The organism is Rhizobium sp. NLR16a (genome assembly GCF_017948245.1).
In the GTDB taxonomy this organism is placed as follows: Bacteria; Pseudomonadota; Alphaproteobacteria; order Rhizobiales; family Rhizobiaceae; genus Rhizobium.
The window spans coordinates 3,932,338-3,948,050 of sequence record NZ_CP072865.1 but is presented as its reverse complement, the minus strand read 5'-3'; the positions used below and the strand labels follow the sequence as shown (position 1 = coordinate 3,948,050).

The 15,713-nt window shown below is 63.0% G+C and carries 17 protein-coding genes; 1 reads left to right on the top strand and 16 read right to left on the bottom strand.

What is annotated here, in order from left to right; genetic code table 11:
- Window positions 1-5: 5 nt before the first annotated feature.
- The 12 genes from J7U39_RS19185 to phnG form a co-directional block, all read right to left on the bottom strand.
- On the bottom strand, window positions 6-701 hold the full coding sequence (locus J7U39_RS19185; protein ID WP_210629617.1) for a DUF1045 domain-containing protein: 696 nt from the start codon (window positions 699-701) through the stop codon (window positions 6-8).
- A gap of 141 nt (window positions 702-842) precedes the next feature.
- Window positions 843-2,186, bottom strand: a complete 1,344-nt coding sequence (gene phnE, locus J7U39_RS19180; RefSeq protein WP_210629616.1) for a phosphonate ABC transporter, permease protein PhnE — start codon at window positions 2,184-2,186, stop codon at window positions 843-845.
- A gap of 7 nt (window positions 2,187-2,193) precedes the next feature.
- Complete coding sequence (gene phnE, locus J7U39_RS19175; RefSeq protein WP_210629615.1) at window positions 2,194-3,153, bottom strand: phosphonate ABC transporter, permease protein PhnE; 960 nt, start codon at window positions 3,151-3,153, stop codon at window positions 2,194-2,196.
- 64 nt (window positions 3,154-3,217) lie between these two features.
- Complete coding sequence (gene phnD, locus J7U39_RS19170; RefSeq protein WP_210629614.1) at window positions 3,218-4,123, bottom strand: phosphonate ABC transporter substrate-binding protein; 906 nt, start codon at window positions 4,121-4,123, stop codon at window positions 3,218-3,220.
- 86 nt (window positions 4,124-4,209) lie between these two features.
- On the bottom strand, window positions 4,210-5,055 hold the full coding sequence (gene phnC / locus J7U39_RS19165) for a phosphonate ABC transporter ATP-binding protein (RefSeq protein ID WP_210629613.1): 846 nt from the start codon (window positions 5,053-5,055) through the stop codon (window positions 4,210-4,212).
- A 118-nt stretch (window positions 5,056-5,173) separates the two neighbouring features.
- Window positions 5,174-5,791: a DapH/DapD/GlmU-related protein gene (locus J7U39_RS19160; RefSeq protein WP_210629612.1), complete on the bottom strand. Its 618-nt coding sequence runs from the start codon at window positions 5,789-5,791 to the stop codon at window positions 5,174-5,176.
- Window positions 5,788-6,495 (bottom strand): phosphonate C-P lyase system protein PhnL, encoded by a 708-nt coding sequence (gene phnL, locus J7U39_RS19155; protein WP_210629611.1) that lies wholly within the window; start codon window positions 6,493-6,495, stop codon window positions 5,788-5,790. The genes J7U39_RS19160 and phnL overlap by 4 nt, the downstream gene beginning before the upstream one ends.
- A 24-nt stretch (window positions 6,496-6,519) precedes the next feature.
- Window positions 6,520-7,296: a phosphonate C-P lyase system protein PhnK gene (gene phnK / locus J7U39_RS19150; RefSeq protein WP_210629610.1), complete on the bottom strand. Its 777-nt coding sequence runs from the start codon at window positions 7,294-7,296 to the stop codon at window positions 6,520-6,522.
- Window positions 7,293-8,168 carry an alpha-D-ribose 1-methylphosphonate 5-phosphate C-P-lyase PhnJ gene (locus J7U39_RS19145; protein WP_210629609.1) on the bottom strand — a complete coding sequence of 292 codons (876 nt, stop codon included), beginning with the start codon at window positions 8,166-8,168 and terminating at the stop codon, window positions 7,293-7,295. Before J7U39_RS19145 ends, phnK begins: the two co-directional genes overlap by 4 nt.
- On the bottom strand, window positions 8,165-9,271 hold the full coding sequence (locus J7U39_RS19140) for a carbon-phosphorus lyase complex subunit PhnI (protein WP_210629608.1): 1,107 nt from the start codon (window positions 9,269-9,271) through the stop codon (window positions 8,165-8,167). The genes J7U39_RS19145 and J7U39_RS19140 overlap by 4 nt, the downstream gene beginning before the upstream one ends.
- Before the next feature lie 4 nt (window positions 9,272-9,275).
- Complete coding sequence (phnH, locus tag J7U39_RS19135) at window positions 9,276-9,884, bottom strand: phosphonate C-P lyase system protein PhnH (RefSeq protein WP_210629607.1); 609 nt, start codon at window positions 9,882-9,884, stop codon at window positions 9,276-9,278.
- Complete coding sequence (gene phnG, locus J7U39_RS19130) at window positions 9,884-10,360, bottom strand: phosphonate C-P lyase system protein PhnG (RefSeq protein WP_210629606.1); 477 nt, start codon at window positions 10,358-10,360, stop codon at window positions 9,884-9,886. Before phnG ends, phnH begins: the two co-directional genes overlap by 1 nt.
- A gap of 110 nt (window positions 10,361-10,470) precedes the next feature.
- Between phnG and phnF the strand changes: the two genes are divergently transcribed.
- Window positions 10,471-11,208: a phosphonate metabolism transcriptional regulator PhnF gene (gene phnF / locus J7U39_RS19125; RefSeq protein WP_210629605.1), complete on the top strand. Its 738-nt coding sequence runs from the start codon at window positions 10,471-10,473 to the stop codon at window positions 11,206-11,208.
- 55 nt (window positions 11,209-11,263) lie between these two features.
- On the opposite strand, the gene J7U39_RS19120 is transcribed toward phnF, so the two are convergent.
- The 4 genes from J7U39_RS19120 to J7U39_RS19105 all read right to left on the bottom strand — a co-directional run bounded on the left by J7U39_RS19120 (window position 11,264) and on the right by J7U39_RS19105 (window position 15,698).
- A complete protein-coding gene (locus J7U39_RS19120; RefSeq protein WP_210629604.1) occupies window positions 11,264-11,899 on the bottom strand; it encodes a 2,3-bisphosphoglycerate-dependent phosphoglycerate mutase in 636 nt (211 codons plus the stop codon).
- Window positions 11,900-11,920: 21 nt separating this feature from the next.
- The gene (gene dapB / locus J7U39_RS19115) at window positions 11,921-12,745 is read right to left on the bottom strand and encodes a 4-hydroxy-tetrahydrodipicolinate reductase (RefSeq protein ID WP_210629603.1); all 825 of its coding nucleotides are present in this window, start codon (window positions 12,743-12,745) and stop codon (window positions 11,921-11,923) included.
- Window positions 12,746-12,760: 15 nt separating this feature from the next.
- Window positions 12,761-14,548, bottom strand: a complete 1,788-nt coding sequence (locus tag J7U39_RS19110; protein WP_210629602.1) for an ABC transporter ATP-binding protein — start codon at window positions 14,546-14,548, stop codon at window positions 12,761-12,763.
- 124 nt (window positions 14,549-14,672) lie between these two features.
- Entirely contained in the window at window positions 14,673-15,698 is a 1,026-nt protein-coding gene (locus tag J7U39_RS19105) for a glucokinase (protein WP_210629601.1), read from the bottom strand.
- Window positions 15,699-15,713: the final 15 nt, after the last annotated feature.

The window sequence follows — 15,713 nt, the reverse complement described above, 5'->3', positions numbered from 1 at the left end:
GTCTTTCAGCTTTTGGCGCCGGAAAGCGGCAGCCAGGAATGAACTTTGAACGGGGCGCCGCGCGTCTCCTCGATGAAGACGGCGAGGCCGGAAATCGAAAGCGGCCGGCCGGTAAAACCGGCAAAACGCTCCGCCAGGACCGTTTTCATCACCTCCGCGCGTGTCTCCGGCACCTGGCCGCTCAGAGTCATGTGGAACCCGAAATCCTCCATGACGTAAGGATAGCCCCAGCGTTGCAGATTGGCGCGCTGGCTGTCGCTGAGCTTCTCCGGGTTGCGTCGCGCGATATCAGTCTCGGAAAGCGTAGCGCGGAACGGTTCGAAGGATTTTACCACCTTTCCGGCGAAATCCTGAAGAGGTTGGTAAAGAGAACCGGGAACCAGTGCAAAAAAACGGCCAAGCTGGCCGAGCACGAGTTCAGGAATCTTGAAGGCCGGGGTGCGCGCCGCGAAATCCTCGGCAAAGGTGATGAGATCCCGTTCGGTGACGGAAGCGGCAAGCGAAAACGGCGCCTTGATCGTCGCGTGAAAGCCGTAGCGGCGTGGGTCGGCGGTCAGCTCGAACTGCTCTGCCGCACTGAGTGTCTCATGTTCGGGTGCAGGATAGGTTTTGCCGGTGAAAGCATCGCGGCCGAGCCAGAGCGAAGCCGCGCCGGTCAGGGGATCATCCTTCGGCGGCGAGAAATAGAGAGCGTAGCGCAAGGCTTTTATCCTGGGGATCGTCGAAACGGGGAGCGCAATGTGCAGTGATTTGGCGGCGAACCGCAAGCAGGCTCCCGGCTAAAAGATTTCCGTGACAGAATGATGATGGCGGCAGCGTCGCCGTCGCCCCTCGTCGAACGGTCAGTGCGTCTTCGTGCCCATCAGCCGGTGGCGCAGGACGTTCGAGGCGGCGTCAAACAGGAAGACGACGATCAAGATCAGAATGACCATATAGGCGACGTTTTCCCAGTTGGCGTTGGTGCGCATCGCCTCCCAGAGTTTGAGGCCGATGCCGCCCGCGCCGACAGCGCCGATGATGGTCGCGCCGCGCACGTTCGATTCCCACTGGTAGAGCGTCTGGCTGACGATAACCGGAACGATCTGCGGCATGATGCCGTAACGATGGACGAGCACCGTTTGGGCGCCGGTTGATTTGATGCCTTCCCGCGGCTTGTTGTCGATATTCTCGAGCCCCTCGGAATAAAGCTTGCCGAGCGTGCCGGTCTCGGTGAGGAAGATCGCGCCGCTGCCGGCGAGCGGCCCGGGGCCGAAGGCGCGCGTCAGGAACAGCGCCCAGATCAGCATGTCGACCGAGCGCAGGAAATCGAAGAAGCGTTTCAGGATCTGGTTCAGGAGGCGGTTCGGCGTGATGTTGCGCGCTGCCAGGAAGGCGAGGGGGAAGGCGGCAAGCACGCCGAGCAGCGTTCCGAGAAAGGCCATGACGATCGTCTGGAAAAGCTTGGTCCAGACGTCGCCATGCTGCCATTCGCTGTTGTTCCAGATATCCTCGAAGGCGAGCGATAGGTTGGTTTGGTCGGGCTTGATGCGCGGGCCGGAAACAACGAGGCCGATGACTTCGCCGACCGGTTTGTCGAAGAAGGAGGATTGCGTGTCGAAGATGAAATTCGCCCAGCCGAGGAAGCGTTTGCGGACCTTCACGCGATCGACGGAAATACTGACGTCGCCGGCAAAGCCGAGATCCGCAAGCACGTTGTCGTCATAAACAGTCATCCAGCTCGGCACCGGCCCGACCACCTCAGGCGCGCCGCTCGATACGTCGACGGGGACGCTGACGCCGTGCGCGGTCACGATCGTTTCGCTCTTTGAGACGGTGACGCTGCGGCTGATGCCGCTGATGGAAACGGTGATGCTGCCGTCGGGATTGTTGACCACCCAGTCCGGGTGCGGATGATCGCCGAGCGGTGAGAAGCGGGGATAACGCACCTCGATCGAGCCGTCGTCCTGGATGCGGAGGTCCGGCTGGACATCGTAGCTCACCCATTGGCTGAGATAGATGCCGACGCGTTCCCAATGGGCCTCGGCGAAGAGCTTGGGCAGGTCGAAGAACCAGACGGCATAGAGCCCGTAGAGCAGCGTCGCAATGAGGATCATCAACCCGCCGAAACGCTGGCGGAACGATCGGTGGAAATATTCCGGATAGCGCGCTTCGATCTCATGCATGCGGTTTGCGTCAATCACCGTCATGGCGGCCTCAATGTTGCAGAAGGAAAGCGTGCTCGCCGACGAGACGGCGACGCAGCCATGCGGAGAACTGGTCGACGGCGACGATCGTCACGAAGAGCAGCAGAACGAGCGCCATCGTCTTGGCGCCGAAGCCGCGCGAGATCGAAAGCTTCAGCTCCTCGCCGATGCCGCCGCCGCCGACGGCCCCGATGATGGTCGAGGCGCGCACGTTGATCTCCAGGCGTAAGAGCGCATAGGAGGTGAAATTCGGCAGCACCTGTGGCAGGGCGGCGAAGCGCACGCGCTCCCACCAGTTGGCGCCGACGGCCTTCATCCCCTCATGCGGCTTCATGTCGATGTTTTCGGCGACTTCGTAGAAGAGTTTGCCGAGCGCGCCGATCGTGTGCAGGGTGATGGCTATGATGGCGGCGACCGGCCCGATCGACAGGATCGCCGAAAACAGGCCGGCAATGACAATCTCGGGGAAAGCGCGCAGGAACTCCATCAGCCGCTTGGTGACGATGCGCAGCGGCCATGAATTCGTGAGATTGCGCGCGGCAAAGAAGCTCAAGGGAACCGCAAAGATGAAGGCGATGATGGTCGAGATGAGCGCTACGTTGATCGTGACGATCATCAGCTCGAAATATTCCGGAATGTAGAAGGCACCCCAGACGTAGACGCGGCCCTTGTCGAAGTTGAATTCCTCGCCGCCTCTGTCGTTGACGCTGGCTATGTCGAACAGCGCGCGCCAGACATCGTTCCAATCCTTGGGAATGAGCCAGCTCAGGAAGTCGAAAAGATGCGGCAGACGCTCGAAGAAATGGCCGGCATTGCTCTCATCGGCGAACCGGACGGAGCTGACGAATGCCGCAACGAGGATGACCAAGCCAAGGACGGTATAAAAGCGGCGCTTCGCGACCATCCGATCCCAGGCGGTGGCGATCTCCTGCGTGCTCTGCACGTGCGGCTGTGTTTCGGCAATGGTCATGGACGCTCCGCGCGGTAACAAACAAAGGGCGGCCGTTGCCGGCCGCCCCGCATTGGAAAGGCGATCAGCCGCCGATGGCCGCCTTGCGAACCTCGACGACAGCATTGTAGAAGTCGTGCTTGACCGGGGCATAGCCCTTGTAGTCGCCGCCTTCGACAGCCGAGAAGCACTTGTGATCCTTTTCCGGCAGGGCCGTGAAGAAGGCTGCGAGCTTCGTCTGCCACTCTTGGCCGAGGGCGTTGCGCACGACGAGCGGGCCGTTCGGGATCAGCGGCGAACGCCAGACTTCAACGAGCTTGTTCGGGTCCACGGCGCCCTTGTCGACTTCCTTGCGGAAGGTGCCGGAGGTGTAGCCGTCCTTGAAATCGCCGATGCCCGACGAGTCATCGACTGCGACGTCGACCTTGCCGTCATAGGCGGCAAGCAGGTTGTTTTCATGCCCGCCGTTGAACTGGGTCGAGGCAAAGAACTTGTCATTCGGCATGCCGGTGTCCTTCGGGATCTGCGTCAGCGGAACGAGGTAACCGGAGGTGGAGTCCGGATCGGCGTAGCCGAGCTTCTTGCCTTTGGCGTCCTTGATGGTCTTGATACCGGAGGACTTCAGTGCAAGGCCGATCGAGTAATAACCCGTCGAACCATCTTTCTGCTGCGTCGTCAGGATCGGCGTAACGGCCTTCGAATCCTTGAGGTAGACGGAGGCGTAGCCGGAAGCGCCGAGTTCGGCGAAGTCGAGCGTGCCGCCGAGCAGACCCTGGATAACGCCGTCATAATCGGCGGCCGGGAAGAGCGAGACCTTCTCGAAGCCGAACTCCTGCTTCAGATGGTCCGCAAGGCAGGCATAATTGCGCAGGCGATCGGTTTCGTTTTCGCCGCCAAGGATGCCGATGCGGAATTCCTTGAGGTCTGCGGCATTGGCGGCGCCGGCGAGCGCGAACAGCGCCGTTGCCGCAAAGAGTGCTTTCTTCAACATGCGTTCTCTCCTATCGACCGGTGTTCCGGCCTTCCCGTTACGAAGAATGTGCCCTTGACGCGGGCGTTCGATCGCGGCCGTCCCGCTCAGAGACCGGCCAATGCCAGCGGTTGGGCGCCGGCGGATGGATTGTCTGCCCGCTCGGCAGCGATATTGATGGATGTCGACGTCATGGTTTCGTCGATGCCGGCGCCATCCTTGTCCGTTCCGTAGATTGCCTTCACGGCTTCGGCCGTCAGCTCCGAGGGCTTGCCGTCAAAGACGACGCGGCCGCCGGCCATGCCGACGATGCGCTCACAATAGTTGCGGGCAGTGTCGAGCGTATGCAGATTTGTGATGACGGTGATGCCCTCGCGCTCGTTGATGTCGCGCAGCGCATCCATGACGATCTTGGCGTTCAGCGGGTCGAGCGAGGCGATAGGCTCGTCGGCGAGTACCATCCTCGGGTTCTGCATCAGCGCCCGGGCGATCGCCACGCGCTGCTGCTGGCCGCCGGAAAGCGTGCCGGCCGGCTGCAGCGCCGTCTGCTCGATGCCGAGGCGCTCCAGTGCGGCGATCGCATGAACGCGTTCTTCCCGGGTGAAGATGTTGAGAAGGCTCAGAAGCGTCGAGCGGTGATTGAGGCGGCCGAGCATGACATTTGTGAGAACATCGAGGCGCGGCACCAGGTTGAACTGCTGAAAGATCATCGCACAGTCGCGCTGCCAGTTGCGCAATGCCTGACCGCGAAGCCCGGAGACCTCGACGCCGGCGAAATGAATGGAGCCGGAGCTCGGTTCCTGCAGCCGATTGATCATGCGCAGCAGCGTCGACTTGCCGGCGCCGGAGCGGCCGATGATGCCAACCATCTGGCCCTGGGCAACGGTGAGCGTCACGGCATCGACGGCGAGCTTGTTTCCGAAACGGCGGGTGACATCCTTCAGCTCGAACATCATGCTCTTCCCTTGCACTCCAGGCCCTGGTCAGCATCGCATTAGTCCCGCTTCATGAACCTCCAATGTCATATTTGTGTAAGAGGTGTCACAAATCTCCGTGTCTCGGCGGTGGCGTCTAGCATTCGTAGCGGGCCAGAAAATCTTCCGCGCTAAGGTTGCGGAAATCCTGCAAGGCCAGGCGCAACCGGTCGTGTTGCCAATCCCACCAGGAAAGCCTGTCCATGCGTTCGCCGATCTCTTTCGGGAAACGTTCGCGGATCAGCTTCGCCGGCACACCGCCGACGATCGTGTATGATGCAACGTCCTTCGATACGACCGCGCCGGCCCCGATGACGGCGCCATTGCCGACGTTGACGCCGGGCAGGATGGTCGCGCCATGGCCGATCCAGACGTCGTGGCCGATCGTCACCCGGTTCGAGCGCCACCAGGCGAAGAAATCCGTCTCCATATCGGCGTCCGGCCAGTAATTGGCGGCGCGATAGGTGAAATGATGCAGAGTCGCGCGCCAGGTCGGGTGGTTGGTGGCGTTGATGCGCACGGCGGCGGCGATATTGACGAACTTGCCGATCGTTGCGCACCAGACGGCGCCGTCCTGCATGATGTAGGAATAGTCTCCGAAGGTCGCCTCGCTGATGCGGCAGCGTTCGGAGACCTCCGTATAGCGCCCGAAGGTGGAATCGCTGACCTCGGCCGTTTCGTGGATGGCGGGCTCGATACCAAGCTTGCGGCTCATGCGGCAATCATCCTCGGCGAGAACTGCTGGACGTCGAGGATGCGGTCGGCGACGGCCTCGCGCACTTCCTCGTCATGGAAGATGCCGAGAAGGGCGACGCCCGCCTTCTTCTTCTCTGCGATCATGCCGACGACGACGGCGCGGTTTTTCGCATCCAGCGAGGCTGTTGGTTCATCGAGAAGCAGGATCGTATGCTCGGTGATGAAGCCGCGGGCGATGTTGACGCGCTGCTGCTCGCCGCCGGAAAAGGTGGCGGGCGGAAGTTGCCAAAGCGCCTCCGGCAGGTTGAGCCTGGCAAGCAGGGCGCCTGCCTTTTCGCGTGCAACGACGATTTCTTCGCCGCGCGCCACGAGCGGCTCGGCCACCACGTCGATTGCCGCCACGCGCGGTACGGTGCGCAGGAATTGGCTGACATAGCCGAGCGTATCGCGGCGAACATTGAGCACGGTGCGCGGATCGGCGGCGGCGAGGTCGACGATCCGCCCGTCGTGGCGGACGAGGATCTGGCCGGTGTCGACGGCATAATTGCCGTAGATCATCTTGAGCAGCGAGCTCTTGCCGATGCCTGAGGGGCCGCCGAGAACGACGCATTCGCCTGACGACACGGAGAAGGCGACGTCGGAGACGACGGGCAGCCTGATGCCGTCGCGCAGGTGCATGGTGAAGCTCTTCGAGACTTCGGAAACGACGAGGGGCGTTGGCATGATATGGTTTTCCTGGTTTCTAGCTCAGACCTGCAGGATCGAGGAGACGAGCAGCTGCGTGTAAGGCTCTCTGGGATCGTCGAGCACGCGGTCGGTGAGGCCCTGTTCGATGACGTAGCCGTCCTTCATCACCATCATGCGGTGCGAGAGCAGGCGGGCGACGGCGAGATCGTGGGTGACGATGATGGCCGAGAGGCCAAGATCGTTGACGAGGCCTCGCACCAGATCGAGCAGGCGCGCCTGCACCGAAACATCGAGGCCGCCGGTCGGCTCGTCCATGAAGACCAGACGCGGACCGGTGACGAGGTTGCGGGCGATCTGCAGGCGCTGGCGCATGCCGCCGGAAAAGGCGCGCGGCTGATCGTCGATGCGATCGGCATCGATCTCGACGCGTTCGAGCCAGTCGATGGCGGTGGAGCGGATCTTGCCATAGTGCCGGTCGCCGATCGCCATCAGCCGTTCACCGACATTGGCGCCGGCAGAGACGCTCATGCGTAGCCCGTCGGCCGGGTTCTGGTGCACGAAGCCCCAGTCGGTGCGCATCAGGAAGCGGCGTTCGGCCTCGTTCATGTGGTAGAGGTCGCGGTGGCCGCCGTCGCGCATGTGGTACTCGACGCTGCCGGTCGTCGGCATCAGCCGGGTGGAGATGCAATTGAGCAGCGTCGTCTTGCCCGAGCCGGATTCGCCGACGATGGCGAGAACCTCGCCGGGCCAGAGCTCGAAGGAGACGTTCCGGCAGCCGATGCGCTTGCCGTAGAACTTCGAGAGGTCGTTGACCTTGAGAAGCGGGATATTGGTCATTCTGCAGCCCCCCGGGCCAGCATTTCGCCGGCATGCCCTTGGGCCTGGCGATCTTCGCAATGGTCGGTATCGGAGCAGACGAACATGCGCCCGCCCTTGTCATCGAGGATGACCTCATCGAGGTAGACCTCCTCAGCGCCGCAGAGCGCGCAAGGCCTGTCGAAGCGCTGGATCTCGAAGGGATGGTCCTCAAAATCCAGGCTGACGACATCGGTATAGGGCGGCACGGCATAGATGCGCTTTTCGCGACCGGCGCCGAAAAGCTGCAGCGCTTCCGACCTGTGCATCTTGGGATTATCGAATTTCGGCGTCGGCGAGGGATCCATGACATAACGCCCATGTACCTTGACCGGATAGGCATAGGTGGTGGCGATGCGGCCGTTGCGGGCGATATCCTCGTAGAGTTTCACATGCATAAGGCCGTATTCTTCCAGCGCATGCATCTTGCGCGTCTCGGTCTCGCGCGGTTCGAGGAAGCGCAGCGGCTCGGGGATCGGCACCTGGTAGACGAGCACTTGGCCAGGCCCGAGCTTCTCTTCCGGGATGCGGTGGCGCGTCTGGATGATCGTCGCTTCGCTGGTGCGCGTCGTCACCGCGACATTGGCGACCTTCTGGAAGAAGGCCCGGATCGAAACGGCATTGGTCGTGTCGTCGGCGCCCTGGTCGATCACCTTCAGCACGTCATCAGGCCCGATTATCGAGGCCGTCACCTGCACGCCGCCGGTGCCCCAGCCGTAGGGCATAGGCATTTCTCTGCTGGCGAAGGGCACCTGGTAGCCGGGAATGGCGATCGCCTTGAGGATGGCGCGGCGGATCATCCGCTTGGTCTGTTCGTCGAGATAGGCGAAGTTGTAGCTGGCGAGATCGCTCATTCGGCGGCTTCCTTCATGTCTTCGCCGCTGCTGCGGGCGGCTTCGAACTCGCGGCGCATGCGGCGGACGAGATCGAGTTCCGCCTGGAAGTCCACATAATGCGGCAGCTTCAGGTGTTCGACGAAACCGGTCGCCTGGACATTGTCGGAATGAGAAATGACGAATTCCTCGTCCTGGGCCGGCGCGGTGATGTCCTCGCCGAGCTCTTCGGCGCGAAGCGCGCGATCGACCAGCGACATCGCCATCGCCTTGCGCTCGCTCTGGCCGAAGACCAGGCCGTAGCCGCGGGTGAATTGCGGCGGCGCCTTCGCCGAGCCCTTGAACTGGTTGACCATCTGGCATTCGGTGATCTGGATCGTGCCGAGCGAGACGGCGAAGCCGAGTTCCGGCACCTCGAATTCCACCTCGACCTCGCCGATGCGGATCTCTCCGGTGAAGGGATGGTTGCGGCCGTAGCCGCGCTGGGTGGAATAACCGAGCGCCAGCAGGAAGCCCTCGTCGCCGCGGGCAAGCGCCTGCAGGCGCAGATCGCGGGTCATCGGGAATTCCATCGGCTCGCGGGTCAGATCGCCGATCTCGTGATCTTCGGGCATGTCGCCGTCGGCCTCGATCAGGCCCTCCTCGCCGAGGATTTCCGAGACGCGCATGACGCGGCCGGTCTCGGCCGGACGCTGGGCGGGCGCCTCGACCGCTTCGTCCTGAAGCAGCGACGGATCGAGAAGGCGATGAGTATAGTCGAAAGTGGGACCAAGAAGCTGGCCGCCCGGCAGGTCCTTGTAGGTCGCCGAGATACGCCGTTCGATCGTCATGTCAGCCGTGTCTAGCGGTCTGGAATAGCCAAAGCGCGGCAGCGTCGTGCGGTAAGCGCGCAGCAGGAAGATCGCCTCGATCATATCGCCGCGCGACTGGCGCACGGCGAGTGCGGCAAGCGTGCGGTCGAAAAGCGAGGCCTCAGCCATGACGCGGTCGACGGCGAGGGCGAGTTGTTCGACGATCTGCTCAATGCCGATCGCCGGCAACGAACGGTCGCCGCGGCGGCGGTCGGCAAGCAGCCGATGGGCATTGGCGATGGCGGCCTCGCCACCTTTGACGGCAACATACATGAGCTCAGATCTCCGTTGCTGTGATCTTGGTGGTGCGCGGCAGGCAGACGAAGTGTCTGCCTGAGGTCAACACGATGTCGACGCCGCGCGGGAAGAGCGCCCGGTTCTCGCTCCAGAGTCTGAGGAAGGTCTCCGGCAGGCTGGCCGGCCCGATCTCCACGACACTCTTGATGCCCGGACCCATCAGCGCCAGCCTGCGTCCGCCGTCGAGTTCGGGAAGTTCGATGACAACAGTCGTCGAACGGTCGGGATATTCCTGTGTGCCTGATGCAAACAGGCCGAAGGAGCAAAGCGTAATGCCCGCCTCAATGAAGGCAAAACGCGCATCGGCCTTCTCGGCGGTCAGCGGCGCGCCAGTGTGGAAGCCGAGCCACTCCGGCATGGCGGATTTCGCCAGTCCCGTGGTAAGCCAGACCGGCGTGTCGTGGTCGCAAAGCGTGAGCGCGATCGCGCCGGCGGCAATGCCGAGCGGCGCCGGCGGAGCGATATCGGGCTCAATGGTCTGAATGGCGCCGGGACGGGCCATGCCGTCCATCAGCATCTTGAAGACGCTCTGTGCATGGAAAACCGGGTCGGCAAAACCGCCGATCAAAGCTTCTGTCGCAAGACCCATCAGTTGTCTCCCCGCACCATGGTGAAGAAATCGACGCGGGTTGCCGCCGTCTCATCCGCCTTGCGGCGCTCAGTGGCGGCGATGCGCGCGGCAATCGGCAAAAGCAGTGCCTGTTCGACAAAATTCTTGCTCGTCTCCTCCTGCCAGAGCGCGTCGAAGATCGCCGCAAGACGGGCCTTCTCCCGGTCGGTGCCGAGCGCCTGCGCATGACCGATGGAACCGGACTCGAGCCGCACCGTCGCGCGTGTCATCGTCACCTCGCCGAGATTGAAAGGAGCTCCGCCGCCGCCGATGCGGCCGCGCACCATTACAAGTCCGGTCTCCGGTCCGCGCACCGGATAAGCCACGGGCTTTTGCGGCAATGCGTCCCAGACTGCCTGGAGTTCGCTCCGTTCCGCTCGCGCCAACAGATCGGCGGCGCGTTTGCGCTCCGAGACCGTTTGCGACGCGGCGTCTTCCTTGTCCGCTGATATCATCACTGCTTTCCTCGAAATGTCTATTGATATAGACAACCATACAAGTTATACCTAGCCTTAAATCGGTGTCGTGACAAGCGTGTGACATCGTGGGGCAAGGCAGGGGCAGAATGGCAGGACTGAAGCAGGTGCAGAGGCAGACAGGTGTGGCGCTCTGGCGTCAGATCGCCGATCGAATTCGCGAGGCGATCGGCAACGGAGCCTATGACGAAACGGGAATGGTGCCGCCGGAAACGGTGCTGGCGCTGCAATTCGGCGTTAACAGGCATACGGTGCGCAGTGCGCTGGCGGCGCTGGCGCAGGAGGGGATCGTGCGCGCGGTGCAAGGCCGCGGCACGCTGATCGAGCGCAAGCAGCGGCTGAACTTCCCGATCACCCGGCGCACGCGCTTCACTGCCGGCATCGGCGATCAGGCGCGCGAGACGCGTGGTCTTCTGCTCGATGAGGCGCAGGAGGAGGCGAGCGCCGAGGTTGCCCGCTGGTTGGGTGTGAAACAGGGCGAGCAAGTGATCCGGCTGGAAACATTGCGCCATGCCGACAGGCGGCCGGTTTCAAAAGCGACGAGCTGGTTTCCCGCCGGCCGTTTCGCCGGGATCGGCGAGGCCTACCGCAAGCATGAATCGATCACCAAGGCTTTCGCCGAGCTTGGCGTGGCGGATTATGTCCGCGCGACAACCGAGGTGACGGCTGCCCATGCCGGGACAGCCGACCTTGCCGACCTGGAACTCACCCCCGGCGCGATCCTGCTGATCGCCAAGGCAATGAACACCGATCTCGACGGCGTGCCGGTGCAATATTCGATCAGCCGTTTCGCCGCCGACCGGGTGCAGTTCACGATCGAGAACTGAGGCCAATAGTTGAGGCAAGGCGTGCCGACCGCTTACGGCGGCACGCCTCACCGAATTAGTGTGCACCGGACATATCGCCCAGAACTTCCTTTGAAGCCACGGTTGAATCCGCCTTCAGCTTGTAGACCATTGGAACGCCGGTCGCGAGATTGAGGGCGAGCACGCCTTCTTTGGTCAGCTTGTCGAGCACCATGACCAGCGAGCGCAGCGAATTACCGTGGGCGGCGACCAGCACCTTTTCGCCGCGCAGCACGCGCGGCAGGATTTCCGTGAGGTAGTAAGGCCAGACACGGGCGCCGGTGTCGCGCAGGCTCTCGCCGCCCGGCGGCGGCACGTCATAGGAACGGCGCCAGATATGAACCTGTTCCTCGCCCCATTTGGCACGCGCGTCATCCTTGTTGAGGCCGGAGAGATCGCCGTAGTCGCGCTCGTTCAGCGCCTGGTCGCGGATCGTCTCGAGGTCGGGCTGGCCGACCTTGTCGAGGATGAGCTTCAGCGTGTGCTGCGCGCGCACCAGCGCCGAGGTATAGGCGACGTCGAATTTGATCCCGTATTCGGCAAGTGCGGCGCCGCCGGCGTTGGCTTCCTGGATGCCGAGCTCCGTCAGATCCGGGTCCTTCCAGCCGGTGAAGAGATTCTTCAGGTTCCAGTCACTCTGGCCGTGGCGAACGAGGACGAGGGTACCGCTCATGAATATGCCTCCGAGATGTCGTTATTGGGAAGAAAGCCCGAGCACGTCGAGCATGGAATAGAAACCTGGCTTCTTGTCGCGCGCCCAGAGCGCCGCCTTGATCGCGCCGCGCGCGAAGATCGAGCGGTCTGCCGCGCTGTGCGACAGGGTGACGATTTCGCCTTCTCCGGCAAAAAGCACGGAATGCTCGCCGATGACCGAGCCGCCGCGCAGCGTCGCAAAACCGATCGTGCCGACTTCGCGCGCGCCGGTGTGGCCGTCGCGGACCCTCACCGATTTCGAGGCAAGATCGATACTGCGGCCCTTGGCTGCCGCTTCGCCGAAGAGAAGGGCGGTGCCGGAAGGAGCATCGACTTTGTGCTTGTGGTGCATTTCCAGGATCTCGATGTCCCAGTCCGCCGGATCGAGCGCTCGTGCCGCCTGCTCGGCCAGAACGCTGAGCAGATTGACGCCGAGGCTCATATTGCCAGTCTTGACGACGCGGGCATGGCGTGCCGCGGCGGCGATCTTCGCGTTGTCCTCGGTCGAGCAGCCTGTCGTGCCGATGACATGGACGATGCGGGCCTGAGCGGCGAGACCGGAAAACTCCACCGTGGCGGCAGGCGCGGTGAAATCGAGCACGCCTTCGGCATGCAGGAAAGCCTGGAGCGGATCGTCGCCGATGATGACGCCGGTCGGGCCGAGCCCGGCAATTTCACCGGCATCCTTGCCGACGAAGGGCGAGCCGGCACGTTCGACGGCGGCATGCAGCATCACGCCTTCCATGGAATGAATGAGCCGGATCAGCGTCTGCCCCATGCGTCCCGCTGCGCCGACCACCACCAGTTTCATCGCAGCATCGCTCATGTCAGTCTCGCCAGCTTAGTATGAATCCGAGGCCGAGGGCCTCTGCAGATTGTTGAGGCGAGCGTAAAGACCGTCGCTGACCTTCGCAAGCGTCTCATGATTGCCCTCCTCGACGACCCGGCCCTGCTGCATGACGACGATCTTGTCGGCGCGCACCACGGTCGATAGCCGATGGGCGATCACCACCACGGTGCGCCCGGTCATCGCCTCGTCGAGCGCCTTCTGCACGGCGGCCTCGGATTCGGTGTCGAGGGCGGAGGTCGCCTCGTCGAGCAGCAGGATCGGTGCATTGCGCACCAAAGCGCGCGCGATGGAAAGTCGCTGGCGCTGGCCGCCTGAAAGCGTCACGCCGTTTTCGCCGACAGGCGTATCGTAACCCTGCGGCTGCGCTGAGATGAAGTCATGCGCATAGGCAAGCCGGGCGGCCTCTTCCACCTCGGCATCGGTCGCTTCCGGCCGGCCGTAGCGGATATTGTCGCGGATCGTGCCCTCGAACAGGTAGGGCTGCTGCGAGACATAGGCGAGCTGCTGGCGCAGCGACTTCTTGGTGATGTGGGCGATATCCTGCCCGTCGATCAGGATCTCGCCTTCACGAGGGTCGTAGAAGCGCGGAATGAGGCTGATGACGGTGGATTTGCCCGCTCCAGAGGGGCCGACAAGCGCCGTGGTCGTCCCGCCCTCGGCGACGAAGCTGACACTGTTCAGCACGCTTTCACTGCCGTAGGCGAAGGAAACATTGCGGAATTCGATGCGCGCCTGCGTCACCGTCAGCGGCCGGGCATCCGGCAGGTCGCGCTGGCGCGGCTCCATGTCCAGCAATTCGTAGATCATCCGTGCATTGACGACGGCGCGTTCCATCTGCACCTGCAGGCGGGCAAGGCGGCGGGCCGGGTCATAGGCAAGCAGCAGCGCCGTCACGAAGGAGAAGAAGGCGCCCGGGGCCACATTGTAATAGATCGAGCGATAGGCGGCATAGGCAAGCACGCTGGCGACGGCAAAGCCTGCGAAGCTCTCCGTCAGCGGCGAGGTGCGCTCGGAAAGCCGGGCAATCCGGTTCGCCCGGTTTTCGGCGGCGGTGATGAGCTTGTTGACCTTGTTCTCCAGCTCCTCTTCCATCGTGAAGGCTTTGACGATGGCAATACCCTGGATCGTCTCCTGCATGGCCCCCAGCACGTGGCTGTTCAGATGCACGGCCTCGCGGGTTGCCGAGCGAAGACGTTTGGAAACATAACGCAGCGCATAGAGCAGTGGCGGCGCCATGATGAACACGGCGAGGCTCAGCAGCGGGTCCTGGAGGACCATCACGCCGATCAGCGAAACGAATGTCAGGAGGTCGCGCACCGTCGAGGTGATCGTCAGGTTGAGCACGTCACGGATGCCGCTAACGTTCTGGCTGACTTGCGCGGCGATATGAGCCGAGCGCGCCTCGCTGAAAAAGCCGACTGAAAGCGTCATCAGATGGGCATAGAGGCGGCGCTGATAGCGGGCGACGATATTGTTGCCGACCTTGGAAAGCGCCACCGCCTGGCCGTAGCTGGCAAAGCCGCGCAGCACGAAGGCAATGAAGATCGAAAGACAGATGATCCAGACGACGTCGGCGCGGCGGTTGGCGAAGGCCTCGTCGATGATCGCCCGCATGATCCAGGCGGTGAACGCCGTCGAAAGTGCCACGACCACGAGGCAGACGATAGCGAAGACATAACCCCAGAGATGGTCGCGGCCGTTTTCAGCGATGATGCGCTTCAGGATGCCGGTGACGGTATCGCTGCTGACGCTCTGCTTTCTGCTTTCCACGGCTTCCAAATATCAAGCTTCCTGTCCGAGACTGAGCGCGTCGTGAATGTGGCGCGCACTTTGGCCGGCTCTATAAAGAGTTGGGACTGGTTTGGCTAGACCGCGGCGCGTCCCGGAGGGACGCGCCCTGGGCTCAGCGCCGCCAGCGGCGGCCTTCCGTCGATACGCCGAAATTGGCCGGCATCCGCGCATAGGACGAAAGCCCGGCGAGCGCCGCCAGCGGATGCGTCACCACATAGGTCGGGATGGTGCGAAGCAGCGCACTATGTGGCGCCTTGTCCTCGAAAGCCTGCCGGAATTCCGGTTTCTTCAGCGCCGGGAGGATCTTCTGCGAGATGCCGCCGGAGAGGTAGACGCCGCCACGCGCCATGAACACCATCGCCATGTCGCCGGCCACGCGGCCGAGATAGGTGGCAAACAGCGAAACGGTCTCGACGGCGGTCTTATCGCTGCCGGCAAGCGCATGCGAGGTGATCTCGGCCGGATCCTTCATCGTCGGCTGGCTCCCGTCGACCACGCAGATGGCGTTGTAGAGATTGACGAGGCCGCGTCCGCAGAGGATCTGTTCGGCCGAAATACGACCTTCGATCGTCTCGATATGCGGAAAGATTTCATAGTCGCGCTTGCTGCGCGGCCCGAGATCGACATGGCCGCCTTCGCCGGGAACCGGAATCCAAGTATGCTGGGCATGCACGAGTCCGCCGACGCCGAGGCCGGTGCCGGGTCCGAGCACGACGCGCGAGGCGACCATGTCGCCGGTGGCGCTGCCGATACGTTCGCGGTTTTCATCAGACAGGGCGGCAATCGCCAGCGCCTGCGCCTCGAAATCGTTGACGACGAGCACGTCCTCGATGCCGAGGCCCTCGATCATCGTCTTTGGCCGCACCACCCAGTCGCAATTGGTCAGGGGGATCTCGTCGTCGTTGATCGGGCCGGCGACGGCGAGGATCGCCGAGCGCGGCTGCACCGCTGTCTTGTCGCGCACGCCCTTTTGGATCGCTTCGTCAATCGTGGCGAAATCCGCCGTGCGCACGTTCGGAAACTGCTTCGGTTCGGCATAGGCGTCGGTCAGGATGGAGAAGCGGGCATTGGTGCCGCCAATATCGCCGATCAGGATCGGGAAGGGAAGCGGAGCGGTGCTGTGATTGGATTTGGGCATGGCCGGTTCCGTGCT

What these genes read in the sequence shown, in the direction of transcription:
- phnE (WP_210629616.1), bottom strand. Translation starts at nt 2,186, where the DNA reads ATGACGGTGATTGACGCAAACCGCATGCATGAGATCGAAGCGCGCTAT.
- phnE (WP_210629615.1), bottom strand. Translation starts at nt 3,153, where the DNA reads ATGACCATTGCCGAAACACAGCCGCACGTGCAGAGCACGCAGGAGATC.
- phnD (WP_210629614.1), bottom strand. Translation starts at nt 4,123, where the DNA reads ATGTTGAAGAAAGCACTCTTTGCGGCAACGGCGCTGTTCGCGCTCGCC.
- phnC (WP_210629613.1), bottom strand. Translation starts at nt 5,055, where the DNA reads ATGTTCGAGCTGAAGGATGTCACCCGCCGTTTCGGAAACAAGCTCGCC.
- J7U39_RS19160 (WP_210629612.1), bottom strand. Translation starts at nt 5,791, where the DNA reads ATGAGCCGCAAGCTTGGTATCGAGCCCGCCATCCACGAAACGGCCGAG.
- phnL (WP_210629611.1), bottom strand. Translation starts at nt 6,495, where the DNA reads ATGCCAACGCCCCTCGTCGTTTCCGAAGTCTCGAAGAGCTTCACCATG.
- phnK (WP_210629610.1), bottom strand. Translation starts at nt 7,296, where the DNA reads ATGACCAATATCCCGCTTCTCAAGGTCAACGACCTCTCGAAGTTCTAC.
- J7U39_RS19145 (WP_210629609.1), bottom strand. Translation starts at nt 8,168, where the DNA reads ATGAGCGATCTCGCCAGCTACAACTTCGCCTATCTCGACGAACAGACC.
- J7U39_RS19140 (WP_210629608.1), bottom strand. Translation starts at nt 9,271, where the DNA reads ATGTATGTTGCCGTCAAAGGTGGCGAGGCCGCCATCGCCAATGCCCAT.
- phnH (WP_210629607.1), bottom strand. Translation starts at nt 9,884, where the DNA reads ATGGGTCTTGCGACAGAAGCTTTGATCGGCGGTTTTGCCGACCCGGTT.
- phnG (WP_210629606.1), bottom strand. Translation starts at nt 10,360, where the DNA reads ATGATATCAGCGGACAAGGAAGACGCCGCGTCGCAAACGGTCTCGGAG.
- phnF (WP_210629605.1), top strand. Translation starts at nt 10,471, where the DNA reads ATGGCAGGACTGAAGCAGGTGCAGAGGCAGACAGGTGTGGCGCTCTGG.
- J7U39_RS19120 (WP_210629604.1), bottom strand. Translation starts at nt 11,899, where the DNA reads ATGAGCGGTACCCTCGTCCTCGTTCGCCACGGCCAGAGTGACTGGAAC.
- dapB (WP_210629603.1), bottom strand. Translation starts at nt 12,745, where the DNA reads ATGAGCGATGCTGCGATGAAACTGGTGGTGGTCGGCGCAGCGGGACGC.
- J7U39_RS19105 (WP_210629601.1), bottom strand. Translation starts at nt 15,698, where the DNA reads ATGCCCAAATCCAATCACAGCACCGCTCCGCTTCCCTTCCCGATCCTG.